The 14,404-nt window shown below is 29.7% G+C and carries 14 protein-coding genes; 11 read left to right on the top strand and 3 right to left on the bottom strand.

Going from position 1 to position 14,404, the window contains the following annotated elements; all coding sequences use genetic code 11:
- The first annotated feature begins 66 nt into the window (after positions 1 to 66).
- From GQ540_RS04085 to GQ540_RS04050, 8 genes are all read left to right on the top strand, one after another.
- Positions 67 to 2,640: a carboxypeptidase-like regulatory domain-containing protein gene (locus tag GQ540_RS04085; protein ID WP_291797740.1), complete on the top strand. Its 2,574-nt coding sequence runs from the start codon at positions 67 to 69 to the stop codon at positions 2,638 to 2,640.
- Positions 2,641 to 2,652: 12 nt separating this feature from the next.
- Positions 2,653 to 4,488, top strand: coding sequence for a hypothetical protein (locus tag GQ540_RS04080; protein WP_291797737.1), 1,836 nt, complete (start codon positions 2,653 to 2,655; stop codon positions 4,486 to 4,488).
- A gap of 143 nt (positions 4,489 to 4,631) precedes the next feature.
- Positions 4,632 to 5,489 (top strand): YicC/YloC family endoribonuclease, encoded by an 858-nt coding sequence (locus tag GQ540_RS04075; RefSeq protein WP_291797734.1) that lies wholly within the window; start codon positions 4,632 to 4,634, stop codon positions 5,487 to 5,489.
- Positions 5,490 to 5,495: 6 nt separating this feature from the next.
- Positions 5,496 to 6,074, top strand: a complete 579-nt coding sequence (gene gmk / locus GQ540_RS04070; protein ID WP_291797731.1) for a guanylate kinase — start codon at positions 5,496 to 5,498, stop codon at positions 6,072 to 6,074.
- Positions 6,075 to 6,656 carry a nicotinate (nicotinamide) nucleotide adenylyltransferase gene (nadD, locus tag GQ540_RS04065; protein WP_291797728.1) on the top strand — a complete coding sequence of 194 codons (582 nt, stop codon included), beginning with the start codon at positions 6,075 to 6,077 and terminating at the stop codon, positions 6,654 to 6,656.
- 84 nt (positions 6,657 to 6,740) lie between these two features.
- Complete coding sequence (locus GQ540_RS04060; protein ID WP_291797725.1) at positions 6,741 to 7,610, top strand: M23 family metallopeptidase; 870 nt, start codon at positions 6,741 to 6,743, stop codon at positions 7,608 to 7,610.
- Between the two features lie 2 nt (positions 7,611 to 7,612).
- Positions 7,613 to 9,106 (top strand): GH3 auxin-responsive promoter family protein, encoded by a 1,494-nt coding sequence (locus GQ540_RS04055; protein WP_291797723.1) that lies wholly within the window; start codon positions 7,613 to 7,615, stop codon positions 9,104 to 9,106.
- The gene (locus tag GQ540_RS04050) at positions 9,107 to 9,646 is read left to right on the top strand and encodes an MOSC domain-containing protein (RefSeq protein ID WP_291797720.1); all 540 of its coding nucleotides are present in this window, start codon (positions 9,107 to 9,109) and stop codon (positions 9,644 to 9,646) included.
- Between the two features lie 57 nt (positions 9,647 to 9,703).
- Here the strand turns inward: GQ540_RS04050 and mscL are convergent, their stop codons facing one another.
- From mscL to GQ540_RS04035, 3 genes are all read right to left on the bottom strand, one after another.
- On the bottom strand, positions 9,704 to 10,108 hold the full coding sequence (gene mscL / locus GQ540_RS04045) for a large conductance mechanosensitive channel protein MscL (protein WP_291797839.1): 405 nt from the start codon (positions 10,106 to 10,108) through the stop codon (positions 9,704 to 9,706).
- A gap of 70 nt (positions 10,109 to 10,178) precedes the next feature.
- Positions 10,179 to 11,282 (bottom strand): alanine racemase, encoded by a 1,104-nt coding sequence (alr, locus tag GQ540_RS04040; protein WP_291797717.1) that lies wholly within the window; start codon positions 11,280 to 11,282, stop codon positions 10,179 to 10,181.
- Positions 11,272 to 11,889: a thymidine kinase gene (locus tag GQ540_RS04035; protein ID WP_291797714.1), complete on the bottom strand. Its 618-nt coding sequence runs from the start codon at positions 11,887 to 11,889 to the stop codon at positions 11,272 to 11,274. The genes alr and GQ540_RS04035 overlap by 11 nt, the downstream gene beginning before the upstream one ends.
- A 135-nt stretch (positions 11,890 to 12,024) precedes the next feature.
- Here GQ540_RS04035 and GQ540_RS04030 point away from each other — a divergent pair, with 135 nt between their 5' ends.
- The 3 genes from GQ540_RS04030 to GQ540_RS04020 are packed head-to-tail and all read left to right on the top strand — an operon-like array spanning position 12,025 to position 14,372.
- The gene (locus tag GQ540_RS04030; protein WP_291797711.1) at positions 12,025 to 12,726 is read left to right on the top strand and encodes a hypothetical protein; all 702 of its coding nucleotides are present in this window, start codon (positions 12,025 to 12,027) and stop codon (positions 12,724 to 12,726) included.
- Between the two features lie 5 nt (positions 12,727 to 12,731).
- Complete coding sequence (locus tag GQ540_RS04025) at positions 12,732 to 13,367, top strand: hypothetical protein (RefSeq protein WP_291797708.1); 636 nt, start codon at positions 12,732 to 12,734, stop codon at positions 13,365 to 13,367.
- 6 nt (positions 13,368 to 13,373) lie between these two features.
- Positions 13,374 to 14,372: a DNA adenine methylase gene (locus GQ540_RS04020; protein ID WP_291797705.1), complete on the top strand. Its 999-nt coding sequence runs from the start codon at positions 13,374 to 13,376 to the stop codon at positions 14,370 to 14,372.
- Positions 14,373 to 14,404: the final 32 nt, after the last annotated feature.

The raw sequence follows: 14,404 nt of genomic DNA, 5'->3' as shown, positions 1-14,404 counted from the left end.
TAATAAAGATAAATCAATAAAAAGGTGCATTTTTGCACAAACATTTAATTCAAATTAAAATAAACAATGAGAAATTTTAAAAATTGGCTAGTGATAGTTATGTTGATTTCAACATCTGTCATTTTTGCACAAACCAAACTTACTGGTAAGGTTGTTGATGAAACAAATCAACCTTTACCTGGAGCTACTGTTGTTCTTCAAGGAACTCAATCAGGAGCATCATCTGATTTTGATGGAAATTTTACATTTGAAACTACAAGTGCTAACGGTACTATTTTAGTTTCTTTTGTTGGATACCAAACAAAATCTTTATCATTTAATGGGAATAAGGATTTTGGAACTATTTCATTAGATCCTTCTTCTGAATCATTAGAGGAAATTGTTATTACAGCTACATCTTTTGCTGTAGATAGAAAAACACCTGTAGCAGTTTCTACTATAAAAGCAGAAGCTATTGAAGTGAAATTAGGGACTCAAGAATTTCCTGAAATCTTAAAATCTACACCAGGGGTATATGCAACAAAAGCAGGTGGTGGTTATGGAGATTCTAGAATTAACTTAAGAGGTTTTGAATCAAATAATATTGGTGTTCTTATTAACGGTGTACCTGTTAATGATATGGAGAACGGTAGAGTTTATTGGAGTAACTGGGCTGGTTTAGCAGATGTTACTAGTGCTATGCAGGTTCAGCGTGGTTTAGGAGCTTCTAAAGTTGCTGTACCTTCAATAGGTGGTACTATTAATATTATTTCTAAATCAACAGATGTTGTAAAAGGTGGAAATATTACAATGTCTACCGGAAATGATGGATATAAAAAATACGGAGCTACACTTTCTACCGGTTTAATGGAGAATGGTTTTGCTGCAACAGTTTCTGCTGCAAAAATTTACGGAGATGGATATGTTGATGGAACTCAATTTGATGGTTATAACTACTTTTTAAATTTATCAAAAGAAATAAATGACCAACACAAAATATCTTTTACAGCTTTTGGTGCTCAACAAGTACACGGACAAAGATACAATAGACGAACTATAGCTCAAAATAGAGCTACTGAAGCTGGTGGTCAGAGATACAATCCAGATTGGGGTTATAAAAATGGAGAAGTTGAACACATTTCATACAACTTTTACCACAAACCTCAAATGTCTTTAAATCATTACTGGTATATTAATGATAATACTAATTTATCTACAGCTGTTTATGCTTCTTTCGGTTCTGGTGGAGGTAGAAGAACTTCTGGATCTAAATTTAATGATGTTAATTACAGAATTGGAGATGTTGATACACCAATAAATTTTGATAAAATAGTTGAAGAAAATAAAGCGAATGGAGCTTTAGGATCTACAGATATTCTTTCTGCTTCTATGAACTCTCACCAATGGATTGGTATTTTATCAACTTTAAAAACAGAATTATCAGATAAGTTAACATTATCAGGTGGTTTAGATGGAAGATACTATGTTGGTTCACACTGGTATGAGGTTAAAGATTTGTTAGGTGGTCAATTCTTCCATAACACAAATAGTTCAGACAATACATATAATCAAGCATTAAAAGTTGGTGATAGATATAATAAAGACTATGATGGTAAAGTAATTAAAGGAGGAATCTTTGGACAATTAGAATATGCCTATAATGATGATGTAGCTATATTTTTATCTTCTGCTATTTCAAATACAACATACAGCAAAATAGATTTCATGAAATATGCTTCAGATGATCCTAACAGAATATCAGACAAAGCAGACTTTTTAGGATATAGTGTAAAAGGGGGTGCGAACTATAATATTAATGAAACAAGTAATGTTTTTGTTAATATAGGTTCATTTTCCAAAGCTCCTTTCTTAACTGGAAATGTATTTCAAAGCACAAGTAGTACTACATTAAACCCTGATGCTTTAAATGAAAAAGTATTTAGTGCTGAAATTGGCTATGGTTACAGAAGTTCAAATTTTGCAGCAAACTTAAATGTTTATAATACATCTTGGGTAGATAAATCTTTAACCGGAACTGTTTCTAATCCTGACCCTGAAGGAGATAGATTAGCTTATAACATTCCAGGTTTAGATGCTTTACATATGGGTATTGAATTTGATTTTAGATACAATGCTTCTGATAATTTAACAATTACAGGTATGGCTTCTTTAGGAGATTGGAAATGGAAAAATGATGTAACTGGAACAATATTCGATGAAGGAGGAAACGCTTTAGATGATCAAACAGTTGATGTATATGCTAAAGATTTAAAAGTTTCTGATGCAGCTCAAACTACATTTGCTTTAGGTTTTAACTATAATGTATTACCTACAACTTTTATATATGTAGATTATAACTACGCAGGTAATATTTACGCAAGGTATGATATTAACGGAAGAGGTTTAGACGATGAAGGACTGATAGATAGAGAAGATTCATGGGAAATGCCTGATTATCATTTAGTTGATCTTGGACTTAACCATAAATTTGCTATAGGTGATTTTAAAGCAACTCTAAATGCTAAAATGAACAATATATTTGATGTTGTATATGTATCTGATGCGTTTGATGGTTCAAGTGGTAATCATGATGAAACAGATGCAACGGTTTATTACGGTGCAGGGAGAACATTTAGTGTTGGAATGAAAATTAAATTTTAAAAATATATAATTATGAAAAAATTAATTTATTTAATAATGGTTTTCGGTTTGGTATTTACAGCCTGCGAACCAATGGATGAGATTAATGCTGCCATTGATGCTCAAGAAACACCAATTGCAGGTGACGCTGATTATACATTAACAGATGATGATTATGACACCTTAGGTTTAAACTATGGAAGTTTTAGTTCTGAAGATGATGCAAAATCTGATATACCTGCTTTATTAACAGATATGTACCCAGTTTGGGGTAAAGGATCTTCCGTATTAGTTGGTTACCAATTATACATAGGTAATGCTTTTGGGATAGAAGATTATTATTTAAATCAAGATGATTATACTTTTGGAGGAAGTGATTTATTAGGTTTCCAATCTGATGCAGTTCCTACTAATTATTTAGCTGATATACTTGCTGATAATATTAATTATGCTGACGAAGGAGATTATGCTGTAGCAAAATATTTTCAGTTTACAGGAAGCGCTTATACAGTTACTCCTGAAGTTTTACTTGAAGAAAATTTTGATTACGGTAATGTAGCGGATGATATTACAGTAGCATCTGGTGGTAATTGGGTAGCACATTCAAGTTCTGGTTACAACCCTGCTGGATATACTACTGCAGATTTATCAATGACTGATTATCCTACTTCAGGTGTAGGCGGAGCTATTCGAATTAACAATCCAGGAAATGAAGATGTAAACACCTCATTTTCGCCAGTTTCTTCAGGTACTGTTTATTATAGCGCACTTGTAAATTTAGGTACTGTTGATGATGGTACTTACTTTATTCATTTTATGGAGGAAGATGGTAGTTATAATTATGCAGCTAGAGTAGGTGCAAAAGATGATGGATCTGGTAACATTTTATTTGGTATTGGAGCTAGTTCAAGTACCTTAACTTATGGTAGTACATCATTTGATTTAGATACTACGTACCTTATTGTAGCGTCTTATGATATTGCTACAGGTAAAGCTAATCTATATGTATTATCATCTGCACTTTCTTATGAGCCATCAGAGCCATTAGTTACAAATACTGGAACAGCAGGTTATACTTTAGAAAGAATAGGTGTACGTCAAGGAGGCGGTGGACCTAACGCTAATATAGATGGGATACGTGTTGCAAACACTTGGTCAGCTATTATGAGTAATGATGAATTAGATGATGTAGTTATAGGAGATAAAACTTCTAAAGTAATGGGTTATACTTATACAGATGGGGCTTGGGTAACTGCTCCAGAAAGATTTTACTTAGTAAGTGCTGAAGATTTTGACTCTATGGGAGAAGATTCAGGGCAGCCAGGAAGATATAACAACTTTGGTAGTTCAACACCTCCAAATGATTACTTACCAACATTTTTAAAATTAAAATTCCCTTACGCATTAGAAGGTACTGAATTAGATGTAGCATATGACTATTATTCTAGTAACAGCGGAGCACAAGTACGTGGTAATTTATACACTTTAATAGATGGTGAATGGATAGCTTATAGCTCTACAATAAGTACAGTTTTACAATTTGGACATGATGGTAATAATTGGGTACCTGACAATACTATTAAATATACATTAACTGCTGCTGATTATACTTATATGGCAGATCAATTAACAGGAAACCCTGACTATGATAACGTGAGTTTACCAAACCTTTCTAATTATAGTGATTTTGATTATAATTGGACTGAAGGTCAGGTGGTTGAAGCTTTAGGTATTCTTGCTGATCATTTAAGCCCTGCGGCTGAAGAAGGTCAAAAATACTTTTTCACTTATCTTTTATATGATAATGGTATTAATGAATTAAGTATGAGCCTTATTAAAACAGGTGGTGTTTGGGTTCTAAATAACTAAACATTTAATTGAAATTTTTAATTAAAAAACCTCCCCAATTGGGAGGTTTTTTTTTGAGTAATTTTAAATAGTTAACAGTTGTAAAAGCCATGTATGAAATACTATGTATAAAATTAGTAAATTTGCCTAAATTATAGATTTAGATGATACAATCAATGACCGGATACGGGAAAACCGTATTGCAACTTTCTACTAAAAAAATAACGATTGAGTTAAAATCGTTAAACAGCAAAAATTTAGATTTAAATGTTCGAATTCCTTCATATTATAGAGAGAAAGAATTAGATGTTCGTAAAAAATTAGCTTCAACTTTAATTAGAGGAAAAGTTGATTTTTCAATTTACATTGAAAATAATGGTGGTGAAGTTTCTTCAAAAATAAATGAATTAGCAGTAAAAGAATACATGAATCAATTAAAAGATATTGTTGATTCTAATGAAATGGAATTACTAAAAATGGCTGTTAGATTGCCAGATTCATTAAAAACAGAAAGAGATGAATTAGATGAGAATGAATGGTTTGAAATAGACAAGGCGATTGATGAAACTATTGAAAAAATAATTCAATACAGAATTGATGAAGGAGTATCTATGCAAACCGATTTTGATTTACGTATTTCAATTATCGAAAATTTATTAAAGGAAATTATTGAGGTTGATCCAAAGCGTATTGAAAAAGTTAAAGAAAAAATAAAAAATGCGATTGAAGAACTAGAAGCTAAAATTGATGAAAGTAGATTTGAACAAGAGTTAATTTATTACATTGAAAAATTAGATATTACAGAAGAAAAAGTTCGTTTAAAAAATCATTTAGATTATTTTAAAAAAGAACTTCAAGGAGATATTTCAAACGGAAAAAAACTTGGATTTATAACGCAAGAAATAGGTAGAGAAATAAATACTATTGGTTCAAAATCTAATTTTGCTGATATGCAAAAATTAGTAGTTCAAATGAAAGATGAACTAGAGAAAATAAAAGAACAAAATTTGAACGTTTTATAGGATAGTATGTTAGTAAAAAAAGAAGGAAAATTACTAGTTTTTTCAGCGCCTTCAGGTTCAGGTAAAACTACAATTGTACATTATTTATTAAAACAAAAAGAATTAAACTTAGACTTTTCTATCTCAGCAACTTCACGCGAAAAAAGAGGTGCTGAAATAAACGAAAAAGATTATTATTTTATTTCGTTAAAAGAGTTTGAAGAACATGTTACAAATGATGATTTTATTGAATGGGAAGAAGTATATACAAATAATTATTACGGTACTTTAAAAAAGGAAGTTGAACGAATTTGGAGCCTAGGTAAACACGTAATTTTTGATATAGATGTTGTTGGCGGGCTAAGAATAAAAAAGAAATTTCCAGAGCAAACATTGGCTATTTTTGTGCAACCTCCATCTATAGAAGAAATGGAACGCAGACTAAGAAATAGACAAACTGATAGTGAGGAAAAAATAAAGGAACGAGTTGCAAAAGCTGAAAATGAATTAAAATATGCTAAAAACTTTGACGTTATTTTGATTAATAACGATTTAGATACAGCAAAAAAGGACGCGTTTAATATGGTTGAAAATTTCATAAAATAAATGAAGGTAGGATTGTTTTTTGGCACGTTTAATCCAATCCACGTTGGGCATATGATTATTGCAAATTATATAGCTGAATTTTCTGATTTGGATGAGGTTTGGTTTGTAATAACACCGCAAAGTCCGTTTAAGCAAAAAACTACAATGCTAAGTAATCATCATAGATTAGCAATGGTAAATATAGCTGTTGAAAACTACCCAAAATTAAAAACTACTGATATTGAATTTAACTTGCCACAGCCAAATTACACTATAAATACATTGGTTCATATTGAAGAAAAATTCTCAACACATCAATTTTGTTTAATAATGGGAGAAGATAATTTGAAAGGATTTCATAAATGGAAAAACTATGAGACAATACTTCAAAATTATCAATTATATGTGTATCCGCGTATTTCTGAAGGTACAATCAAACATCAATTTTTTGACCACAAAAATGTTCATACCGTAAACGCTCCAATAGTTCAAATTTCTTCTACTTTAATTAGGAAATCAATTCAAGATAAAAAAAATATAAGTACAATGTTACCTGCAAATGTTTGGGAATATATTGATGAAATGAACTTTTATAAAAAATAATTTTATCTAAGTTTTAACACACCTAAACAAGTATATTAAAATTTTTAAATAAAATTTCGTTGTACCTTTGTTTTAAGTTTAATTATGACAAGAAAATCAAAAAATAAAGGAAAATTTAGACAAAAACTAATTCATAAATACCGCATGGTTATTTTGAATGAAGACACTTTTGAAGAAAAAGTTTCATTTAAATTAACAAGATTAAATGTATTTATTTTAGGAAGTGTATTTTCTATTTTATTAATTGTAGGCACCATTTTTTTAATCGCCTTTACTCCTTTAAGAGAATATATTCCTGGATATTCATCAACAAAGTTAAAAAAGGATGCTACTAAATTAGTATATAAAGCAGATTCATTACAACAAATTTTAGAAGTAAATAACTTATACATTCAAAAAGTTAGAGCATTGTTAACGGGTGAAATTTCAGAAGTTATGTTTGATAAAGATTCTGTTTTACAAGCAATACAATATGATAAAGATACTATTGATTTAAGTGCTAGCGATATTGATTTAGAGTTTAGACAAGAAATTGAAAGTACTGATAGATATAGTATTTTTGAAGAAGCAACTAAAAATGCTGATATAGTATTTTTTGCACCAGTAACAGGGATATTATCTGATGGTTATAATTTAGAAAAAAAACATTTTGCTGTTGATATTGCTGTAGAAATGGATACACCTGTAAAATCGGTTGCAGATGGTACAGTTATTTTTGCCGAATGGACAGCAGATACAGGAGATGTTATTATTGTGAAACACACTAGCGGATTTATTTCTATTTACAAGCATAATTCAGCATTACACAAAGAACAGGGTGATTTAGTAAAATCTGGTGAAGTAATTGCTTCAGCAGGAAATTCTGGCGAATATACTACAGGACCTCATTTACATTTTGAATTGTGGAATGAAGGTTATCCTGTAAACCCAACAAATTATATTGATTTCGAATAAAAATGAGCATTAAATCAATTTTAGCAAAACCATTTGCAAAACTAACTGCATCAAAATTTTACAAACAAAGTAATAATGCAGTAGAAATTCAACAAAAAGTTTTCAAAAACTTAATTGCTCAGGCTTCTAAAACTGTATTTGGGAAAGATCATAATTTTAATTCCATAAATTCTTACGAAGATTTTAAAAAAAATGTTCCCGTTAGAGATTATGAAGCTTTAAAGCCATATGTAGAAAAAGTTGTAGCTGGAGAATCTGATATTTTATGGAAAGGAAAACCACTGTATTTTGCGAAAACATCTGGGACAACTTCAGGCGCAAAATACATTCCACTTACAAAAGAATCTATGCCAATGCATATTAGTGCCGCGCGTAATTCACTACTAAATTATATTGCTGAAACTAAAAAAACGGACTTTGTAAATGGTAAAATGATTTTTTTACAAGGAAGCCCAGAATTGAACGAAAAAAATGGAATAAAAACAGGAAGGCTCTCAGGGATTTCAGCACATTTTATTCCAAATTATTTACTTAAAAACCGTTTGCCAAGTTGGGAAACCAATTGTATTGAAGATTGGGAAACCAAAGTTGACGCTATTGTTGATGAAACAATAAACGAAGATATGACACTCATTAGTGGAATTCCATCTTGGGTGCAAATGTATTTCGAAAAAATTATTGAACGAACCGGTAAAAAGGTAGGTGAAGTGTTTCCAAATTTTAATTTATTTGTTTACGGAGGTGTTAATTTTGAACCTTACAGAAACAAATTTGAAGATTTAATTGGAAGAAAAGTGGATACTATTGAATTGTATCCGGCTTCTGAAGGATTTATCGCCTACCAAGATTCTCAAAATGAAAAGGGAATGATGTTATTGGTGGATAATGGAATGTTTTATGAGTTTATTCCTTCCGAAGAATTTTTTGAGGATAATCCAACTAGAATTTCTTTAGCTGATGTAAAAGCAGGCGTAAATTATGTGATAATTTTAAATACTAACGCAGGACTTTGGGGTTATAATATTGGTGATACGGTTGAATTTCTTTCAGTAAATCCGCCAAGAATTATAGTTACCGGGCGCATTAAGCATTTCATTTCGGCATTTGGAGAGCATGTAATTGGGAAAGAAGTAGAACAAGCAATGAATGAAAATACAACCAATACAACTATTGGTATTACTGAATTTACTGTTGCGCCTCAAATTACGCCAGAAAGTGGTTTGCCATATCACGAGTGGTTTATTGAGTTTGATAATGAACCTAAAAACTTACAAAGTTTTGCAGCTAAAGTTGATGTTTCTATGCAACAACAAAACATATATTATTTAGATTTAATTAAAGGAAAAATATTACAACCTTTAAAAATAACTAGTATTGAAAAAGGTGGTTTTAATAATTATATGAAATCAATTGGAAAGTTAGGCGGACAAAATAAAGTACCTCGTTTATCTGATAATAGAAAAATTGCTGATAAACTTTCAAAATTTAAAGTTTAAATGAAAGTAGTATCAGTAAATATTGGCGAGAAAAAAACCATTAATTATAAAGGAAGAGTTGTTGAAACAGGGATTTATAAATTTCCGGTCAGCGAAATAGTTTTAGGTGAAGAAGATGTTGAAAGTGATGCAGTAGTTGATAGAAAATATCACGGTGGAATAGATCAAGCGGTATATGCATATTCGGAAAATCATTATGTATATTGGAAAGAATTGTACCCAAATTTAGATTGGAGATTTGGAATGTTTGGTGAAAATTTAACCATATCAAATTTAGATGAAACTCAAATACAAGTAGGAAATACATATAAGTTGGGTGAAGTTATTTTAGAAGTAACAAAACCAAGAGAACCTTGTATGAAATTAGAATTGGTTTTTGGTACACAAAAAATACTAAAACAATTTTGGAATTCTACTAAAAGCGGATTGTATTTTAAAGTACTTAAAACAGGAAATGTATCAGTAAATGATGAATTAATTTTAATTGCTAAAAGTAATAACGCTCCTACTATTGCTGACGTTTACGAAACGAAAAAATAGCAATAAAAAAAGGCTCGCATTTGCGAACCTTTTTTAGCTTATTAAATAAAGTTTGGTTTACTTTTTAGATAATAAATCTCTTATTTCAGTTAATAAATCTTCTTGAGAAGGACCTTTTGGAGCTTCAGGAGCCGGTTCTTCTTTTTTCTTTGTTTTATTAATTCCTTTTATAATCATAAACATTACAAATGCAACAATTATAAAATCTATTAAATTTGTTAAAAAATCACCGTAAAGAACTACAACTTCACCTACAATTTCTCCAGCATCATTAGCAACGCCATCTTTAACAACCCAGTTTAAATCTTTTAAATTTGAATTGAAAATTAAACCAATAAGTGGTGAAACAATACCTCCTGTAAATGAGGTTACAACACTTTTAAAAGCTGCACCCATTACAAAACCTACTGCAATGTCAACAAGGTTTCCCTTCATTGCAAAATTTTTAAATTCTTTTAACATTCCCATTATATAGTTGTTTTAGTTGATGAATAGTGTAGCGAATATAGTAAAAAAATCAATTTCTTTAACATTATTTTAACACTCTTCCAACTCGTTGAGAAATTGCAGTTAGTAGCTCATAAGGAATTGTATTTATAGCTTTTGCTAGGCTTTCAATATGTTGTTGGTTTTTATAAATTAAAACCTCATCACCTTCATTACAATCAATGTCAGTAATATTAACCATAATCATATCCATACAAATATTTCCAACTATTTGCGCTTTTTTATTATTTATGTAAACATACCCAATTTCATTTCCAAATTGTCTTGAAATACCATCAGCATGGCCAATAGGTATTGTTGCTGTTTTTATGGTTAAAATAGCTTTAAAAGCTCTATTATACCCAACAGTTTCACCTTCTTCAATAGTATGAATTTGAGAAATTACTGATTTTAAAGTGAGAACATTTATTAAGTTTTTAGTTTGAGTTTCATCATTTCCAAAACCATACAAACCAATTCCTAAACGTACCATATCAAACTGCGCTTCGGAAGCATAATTTAATATTCCTGAAGTATTTAACATGTGTTTAAAAGGTGTATTTTTTAATTGCTGAATTAATGTTGAAGAAATTGTATTAAAACTAGTTATTTGTTGCAATGTAAATGTACGTTCGTTTAAATCTTCACTTGCAGCAATATGTGAAAAAATAGATTTTATAATAATTTCTTCTTGATTATTAACAATTGAAGAGATTTCAGAGATATTGTTTTCTGTAAACCCTAACCTGTTTAAACCAGTGTTAAATTTTAAATGAATAGGATAACTTTGAAAGTTTAAATTTTTAGTAACTTCAATAAAAGAGTTTAATAAAGGAAGTGAATAAATATTAGGTTCTAAATGGTATTCAATAATTTTCTTGAAATTGTTTTTTTGAGGATGTAAAACTAAAATAGGCGTTTTAATTCCTGCATTTCGTAAAGCAATTCCTTCATCTAAATAAGCAACTGCAAAATAAGCAACTTTAGTTTCTAAAAGTTTAGCAATTTCTATGGCGCTACTACCATAACCAAACGCCTTAACTACTACTAAAACTTTTGTTGTTTTATGAATTTTAGATTTAAAATAATTGAAATTAAAATCAATAGCATTTAAATCTATTTCAAGCGTAGTTACGTGGTTATTTTTCATGATTATTTTGTGCTGCTTTTTTGTTTTCTTCATCACGAATGGCTTTATAGTATGCGGCACGACTTAAAGGCTCGTATTCTTGTGTTTCACCTAGCATCACCAATTCATCACCAATAGCTGTTCTGTGGCTGTAATGCGCTAAATTACCCGTTCTTGTACAAACGGCATGTACTTTTGTAACATATTCAGCAGTTGCCATAAGCGCAGGCATTGGTCCAAACGGATTTCCTTTAAAATCCATATCTAAACCAGCAACAATTACACGAATTCCGCGGTTGGCTAATTCATTACAAACGGCAACAATACCATCATCAAAAAATTGAGCTTCGTCTATCCCAACAACATCAACTTCATCTGCTAAAATTAAAATATTGGAAGATGACGGTACAGGTGTAGATCTAATTTCATTGGCATCATGCGAAACCACCATTTCTTCATCATACCTAGTATCTATTGCAGGTTTAAAAATTTCTATTTTTTGTTTGGCAAATTGAGCTCTTTTTAACCTGCGAATTAGTTCTTCTGTTTTACCAGAGAACATGGATCCACAAACTACTTCAATCCATCCAAATTGTTCGTTATGATTTACTGTATTTTCAAGAAACATTTTGTAATTTCACGCTTGAAAGGTTATTGTAATTTTTTAGTTTCAAAAATAAATGCAATAAAAAAAATGTTACATTCGTTTAGAATTCAAATTTATTAAAAAAAATACATCAAAAATCATTTAATAGCGCAACTTATGCACAAAAAAATTAAAGCTGAATTAATAAGCCTGGCACAGAGTATTTTAGAAATGAAAAATAACGACGCTATAGATGAATTACATAAAAAAGCACACGGTATTTACGAAAAGCTATCTGTACTTAAATTTGTTGATGCATATATAAACACACCACAAAATAATACGGAAATTGTTGATAAAATTGAATTGGTTTCTGAAGAAGTAGAAGATGAGCAAACAAAAATAACTGAAGTTGGAAAAGAAGTTGAATTAATTTCAGAAGAACAAGTTGAAGAAATATTTGGAATTGAAGACACCTTAATAAAAGATGATGAAAAAGAAATATTTTCAACACAAAACTCTTTAGAAGATGAATTAAAAGATGCAATATCAGCTGATGTAGCTACTGAAATGTTTGAAAGAGTTACTAAAGAAAACCCCGTAGTTGAAAATGCACCAGATACTAAACGTTCATTAAATGATGCGCTATTTAAAAATAATTTACAAATTGGTTTAAATGATAGAATAGCTTTTGTAAAACATTTATTTGAAGGAAATCAAGAAGATTTTAATCGTGTGTTATCACAATTAAATTCTTTTAAAACTGAAAATGATGCAAAAGATTTTATTTTAAATTTTGTGAAACCAGATTATGATTGGAATGAAAAATTAGAATACGAAAGCCGGTTTATAGATTTAATTGAGCGGAAATTTTCATAGTATTAATGGATTACAAAGCGCTAGAAGAAGAACTTAAAAAAAGATTAAAATTTCAGTATTCGTGGGGAAGAAAACAAGTTGATGTGTTTGATAAACAAACTAGTTTTATCTACAAAGTAGCTTCTTTTGAGTTGCTTTTATCAACTATTGAAATTAAATTTAAAAATAATGCTCAATATAACGATTTGAAAAATTATGCCTTAAACAGATGGTTTAATTTTTGGTCGGCAAAAGCAATTGAAACTATTTTTTGTGAACATACTACGGTAAAATCACACCCAGATTCTTACAATAAATTCACAGATTTTTTTATTAACGAAATTCCGTTTGATCATAAAACTACCGTTTTTCCAAAAGGATTTAAAAAATCAGTTCCATATGCAATTGAACATAAGCATGAATTAATAGAGTGGTTGTATAAAAATCAAAGCCAACAACAGCGTAAACATTTTAAAAATAGACTTTTTATTGTATTGGTAAATTTTGAAAACGAAAATGAGCATTGGAAATTAAAAGCTGAGATTAGTTGGTTAAAAAATATAGTTTCAACTTATTTGAGTAAATTTGAACCGTCAGAATTACATAGTTTTTATTTTGAAAATGAAATAGTAAAAGCCGATATTATTTGGGCAATAAAATAAATTTAAGTGAATTATATAGGGTCTAAACATAAACTTTCTACATTTTTAAAAACTTCAATAATTGATGTTGTAGGCTTAGATTTATCAAATTTAGTATTTTGTGATTTGTTTGCAGGAACGGGTATTGTTGGTCGTAATTTTAAACCATTAGTAAAGCAAGTTATTTCAAATGATGTAGAAAAATATAGCTACGTTTTAAACAGAAATTATATTGGAAATCACCAATTATTAAATTGTAAAACTGAGTTTGAAACTTTAAATAATTTAATTGGAATTGAGGGCTTTATATTTCATAATTACTGCGAAAACGGAAGTGAAGGAAGATTGTATTTTTCTTCAGAAAATGGTAAAAAAATTGATGCAATACGACAACAAATAGAAACTTGGAAAACAACGAAGGAGATAAATGATGATATGTATTATTTTTTAATAGCATCGTTAATAGAAAGTGCCGATAAAGTTGCAAATACAGCTTCAGTTTATGGCGCTTATTTAAAACATATCAAAAAATCTGCTCAAAAAACATTAAACTTTATACCTGCTAAATTTATAATTACTAAAAACTCACATCAAGTTTTTAATGAAGATAGCAATAAACTAATTGAAAATATTGAAGGTGATATTTTGTATTTAGACCCGCCATATAATGCGCGGCAGTACGGTTCAAATTATCATTTATTAAACACAATAGCCAATTATGATACTTTTCTTCCGAAGGGAAAAACGGGATTAAGAGATTATTATAGGTCTTCTTATTGCAAGAAAAATGAAGTGAAAATTTCCTTCGAAAATTTAATAAAAAACGCTAAATTTAAGCACATTTTCTTAAGCTATAACAATGAAGGGTTAATGACTGAAAATGAGGTAAGTACAATAATGTCTGCTTACGGAAATTACAGTTTAAAAACTGTTAATTATCAACGTTTTAAAGCTGATAAAACAGAAAACAGAAATCATAAAGCAACTGAAACAGTTGAATATTTACATATATTAGAAAAAAGATGAAAGATAAAACAACAAACTATATTTTTTGTATG

It is taken from the genome of Lutibacter sp. (assembly GCF_013139515.1).
Classification (GTDB): domain Bacteria; phylum Bacteroidota; class Bacteroidia; order Flavobacteriales; family Flavobacteriaceae; genus Lutibacter.
This window is presented reverse-complemented; position numbering and strand designations above follow the sequence as displayed.

Excerpts from the sequence above, each read along its gene's own strand:
- GQ540_RS04055 (WP_291797723.1), top strand. The coding sequence starts at position 7,613 with ATGAGCATTAAATCAATTTTAGCAAAACCATTTGCAAAACTAACTGCA.
- alr (WP_291797717.1), bottom strand. The coding sequence starts at position 11,282 with ATGAAAAATAACCACGTAACTACGCTTGAAATAGATTTAAATGCTATT.
- GQ540_RS04080 (WP_291797737.1), top strand. The coding sequence starts at position 2,653 with ATGAAAAAATTAATTTATTTAATAATGGTTTTCGGTTTGGTATTTACA.
- GQ540_RS04085 (WP_291797740.1), top strand. The coding sequence starts at position 67 with ATGAGAAATTTTAAAAATTGGCTAGTGATAGTTATGTTGATTTCAACA.
- GQ540_RS04075 (WP_291797734.1), top strand. The coding sequence starts at position 4,632 with ATGATACAATCAATGACCGGATACGGGAAAACCGTATTGCAACTTTCT.
- GQ540_RS04035 (WP_291797714.1), bottom strand. The coding sequence starts at position 11,889 with ATGTTTCTTGAAAATACAGTAAATCATAACGAACAATTTGGATGGATT.
- GQ540_RS04025 (WP_291797708.1), top strand. The coding sequence starts at position 12,732 with ATGGATTACAAAGCGCTAGAAGAAGAACTTAAAAAAAGATTAAAATTT.
- gmk (WP_291797731.1), top strand. The coding sequence starts at position 5,496 with ATGTTAGTAAAAAAAGAAGGAAAATTACTAGTTTTTTCAGCGCCTTCA.
- GQ540_RS04030 (WP_291797711.1), top strand. The coding sequence starts at position 12,025 with ATGCACAAAAAAATTAAAGCTGAATTAATAAGCCTGGCACAGAGTATT.
- mscL (WP_291797839.1), bottom strand. The coding sequence starts at position 10,108 with ATGTTAAAAGAATTTAAAAATTTTGCAATGAAGGGAAACCTTGTTGAC.
- GQ540_RS04050 (WP_291797720.1), top strand. The coding sequence starts at position 9,107 with ATGAAAGTAGTATCAGTAAATATTGGCGAGAAAAAAACCATTAATTAT.
- GQ540_RS04060 (WP_291797725.1), top strand. The coding sequence starts at position 6,741 with ATGACAAGAAAATCAAAAAATAAAGGAAAATTTAGACAAAAACTAATT.
- nadD (WP_291797728.1), top strand. The coding sequence starts at position 6,075 with ATGAAGGTAGGATTGTTTTTTGGCACGTTTAATCCAATCCACGTTGGG.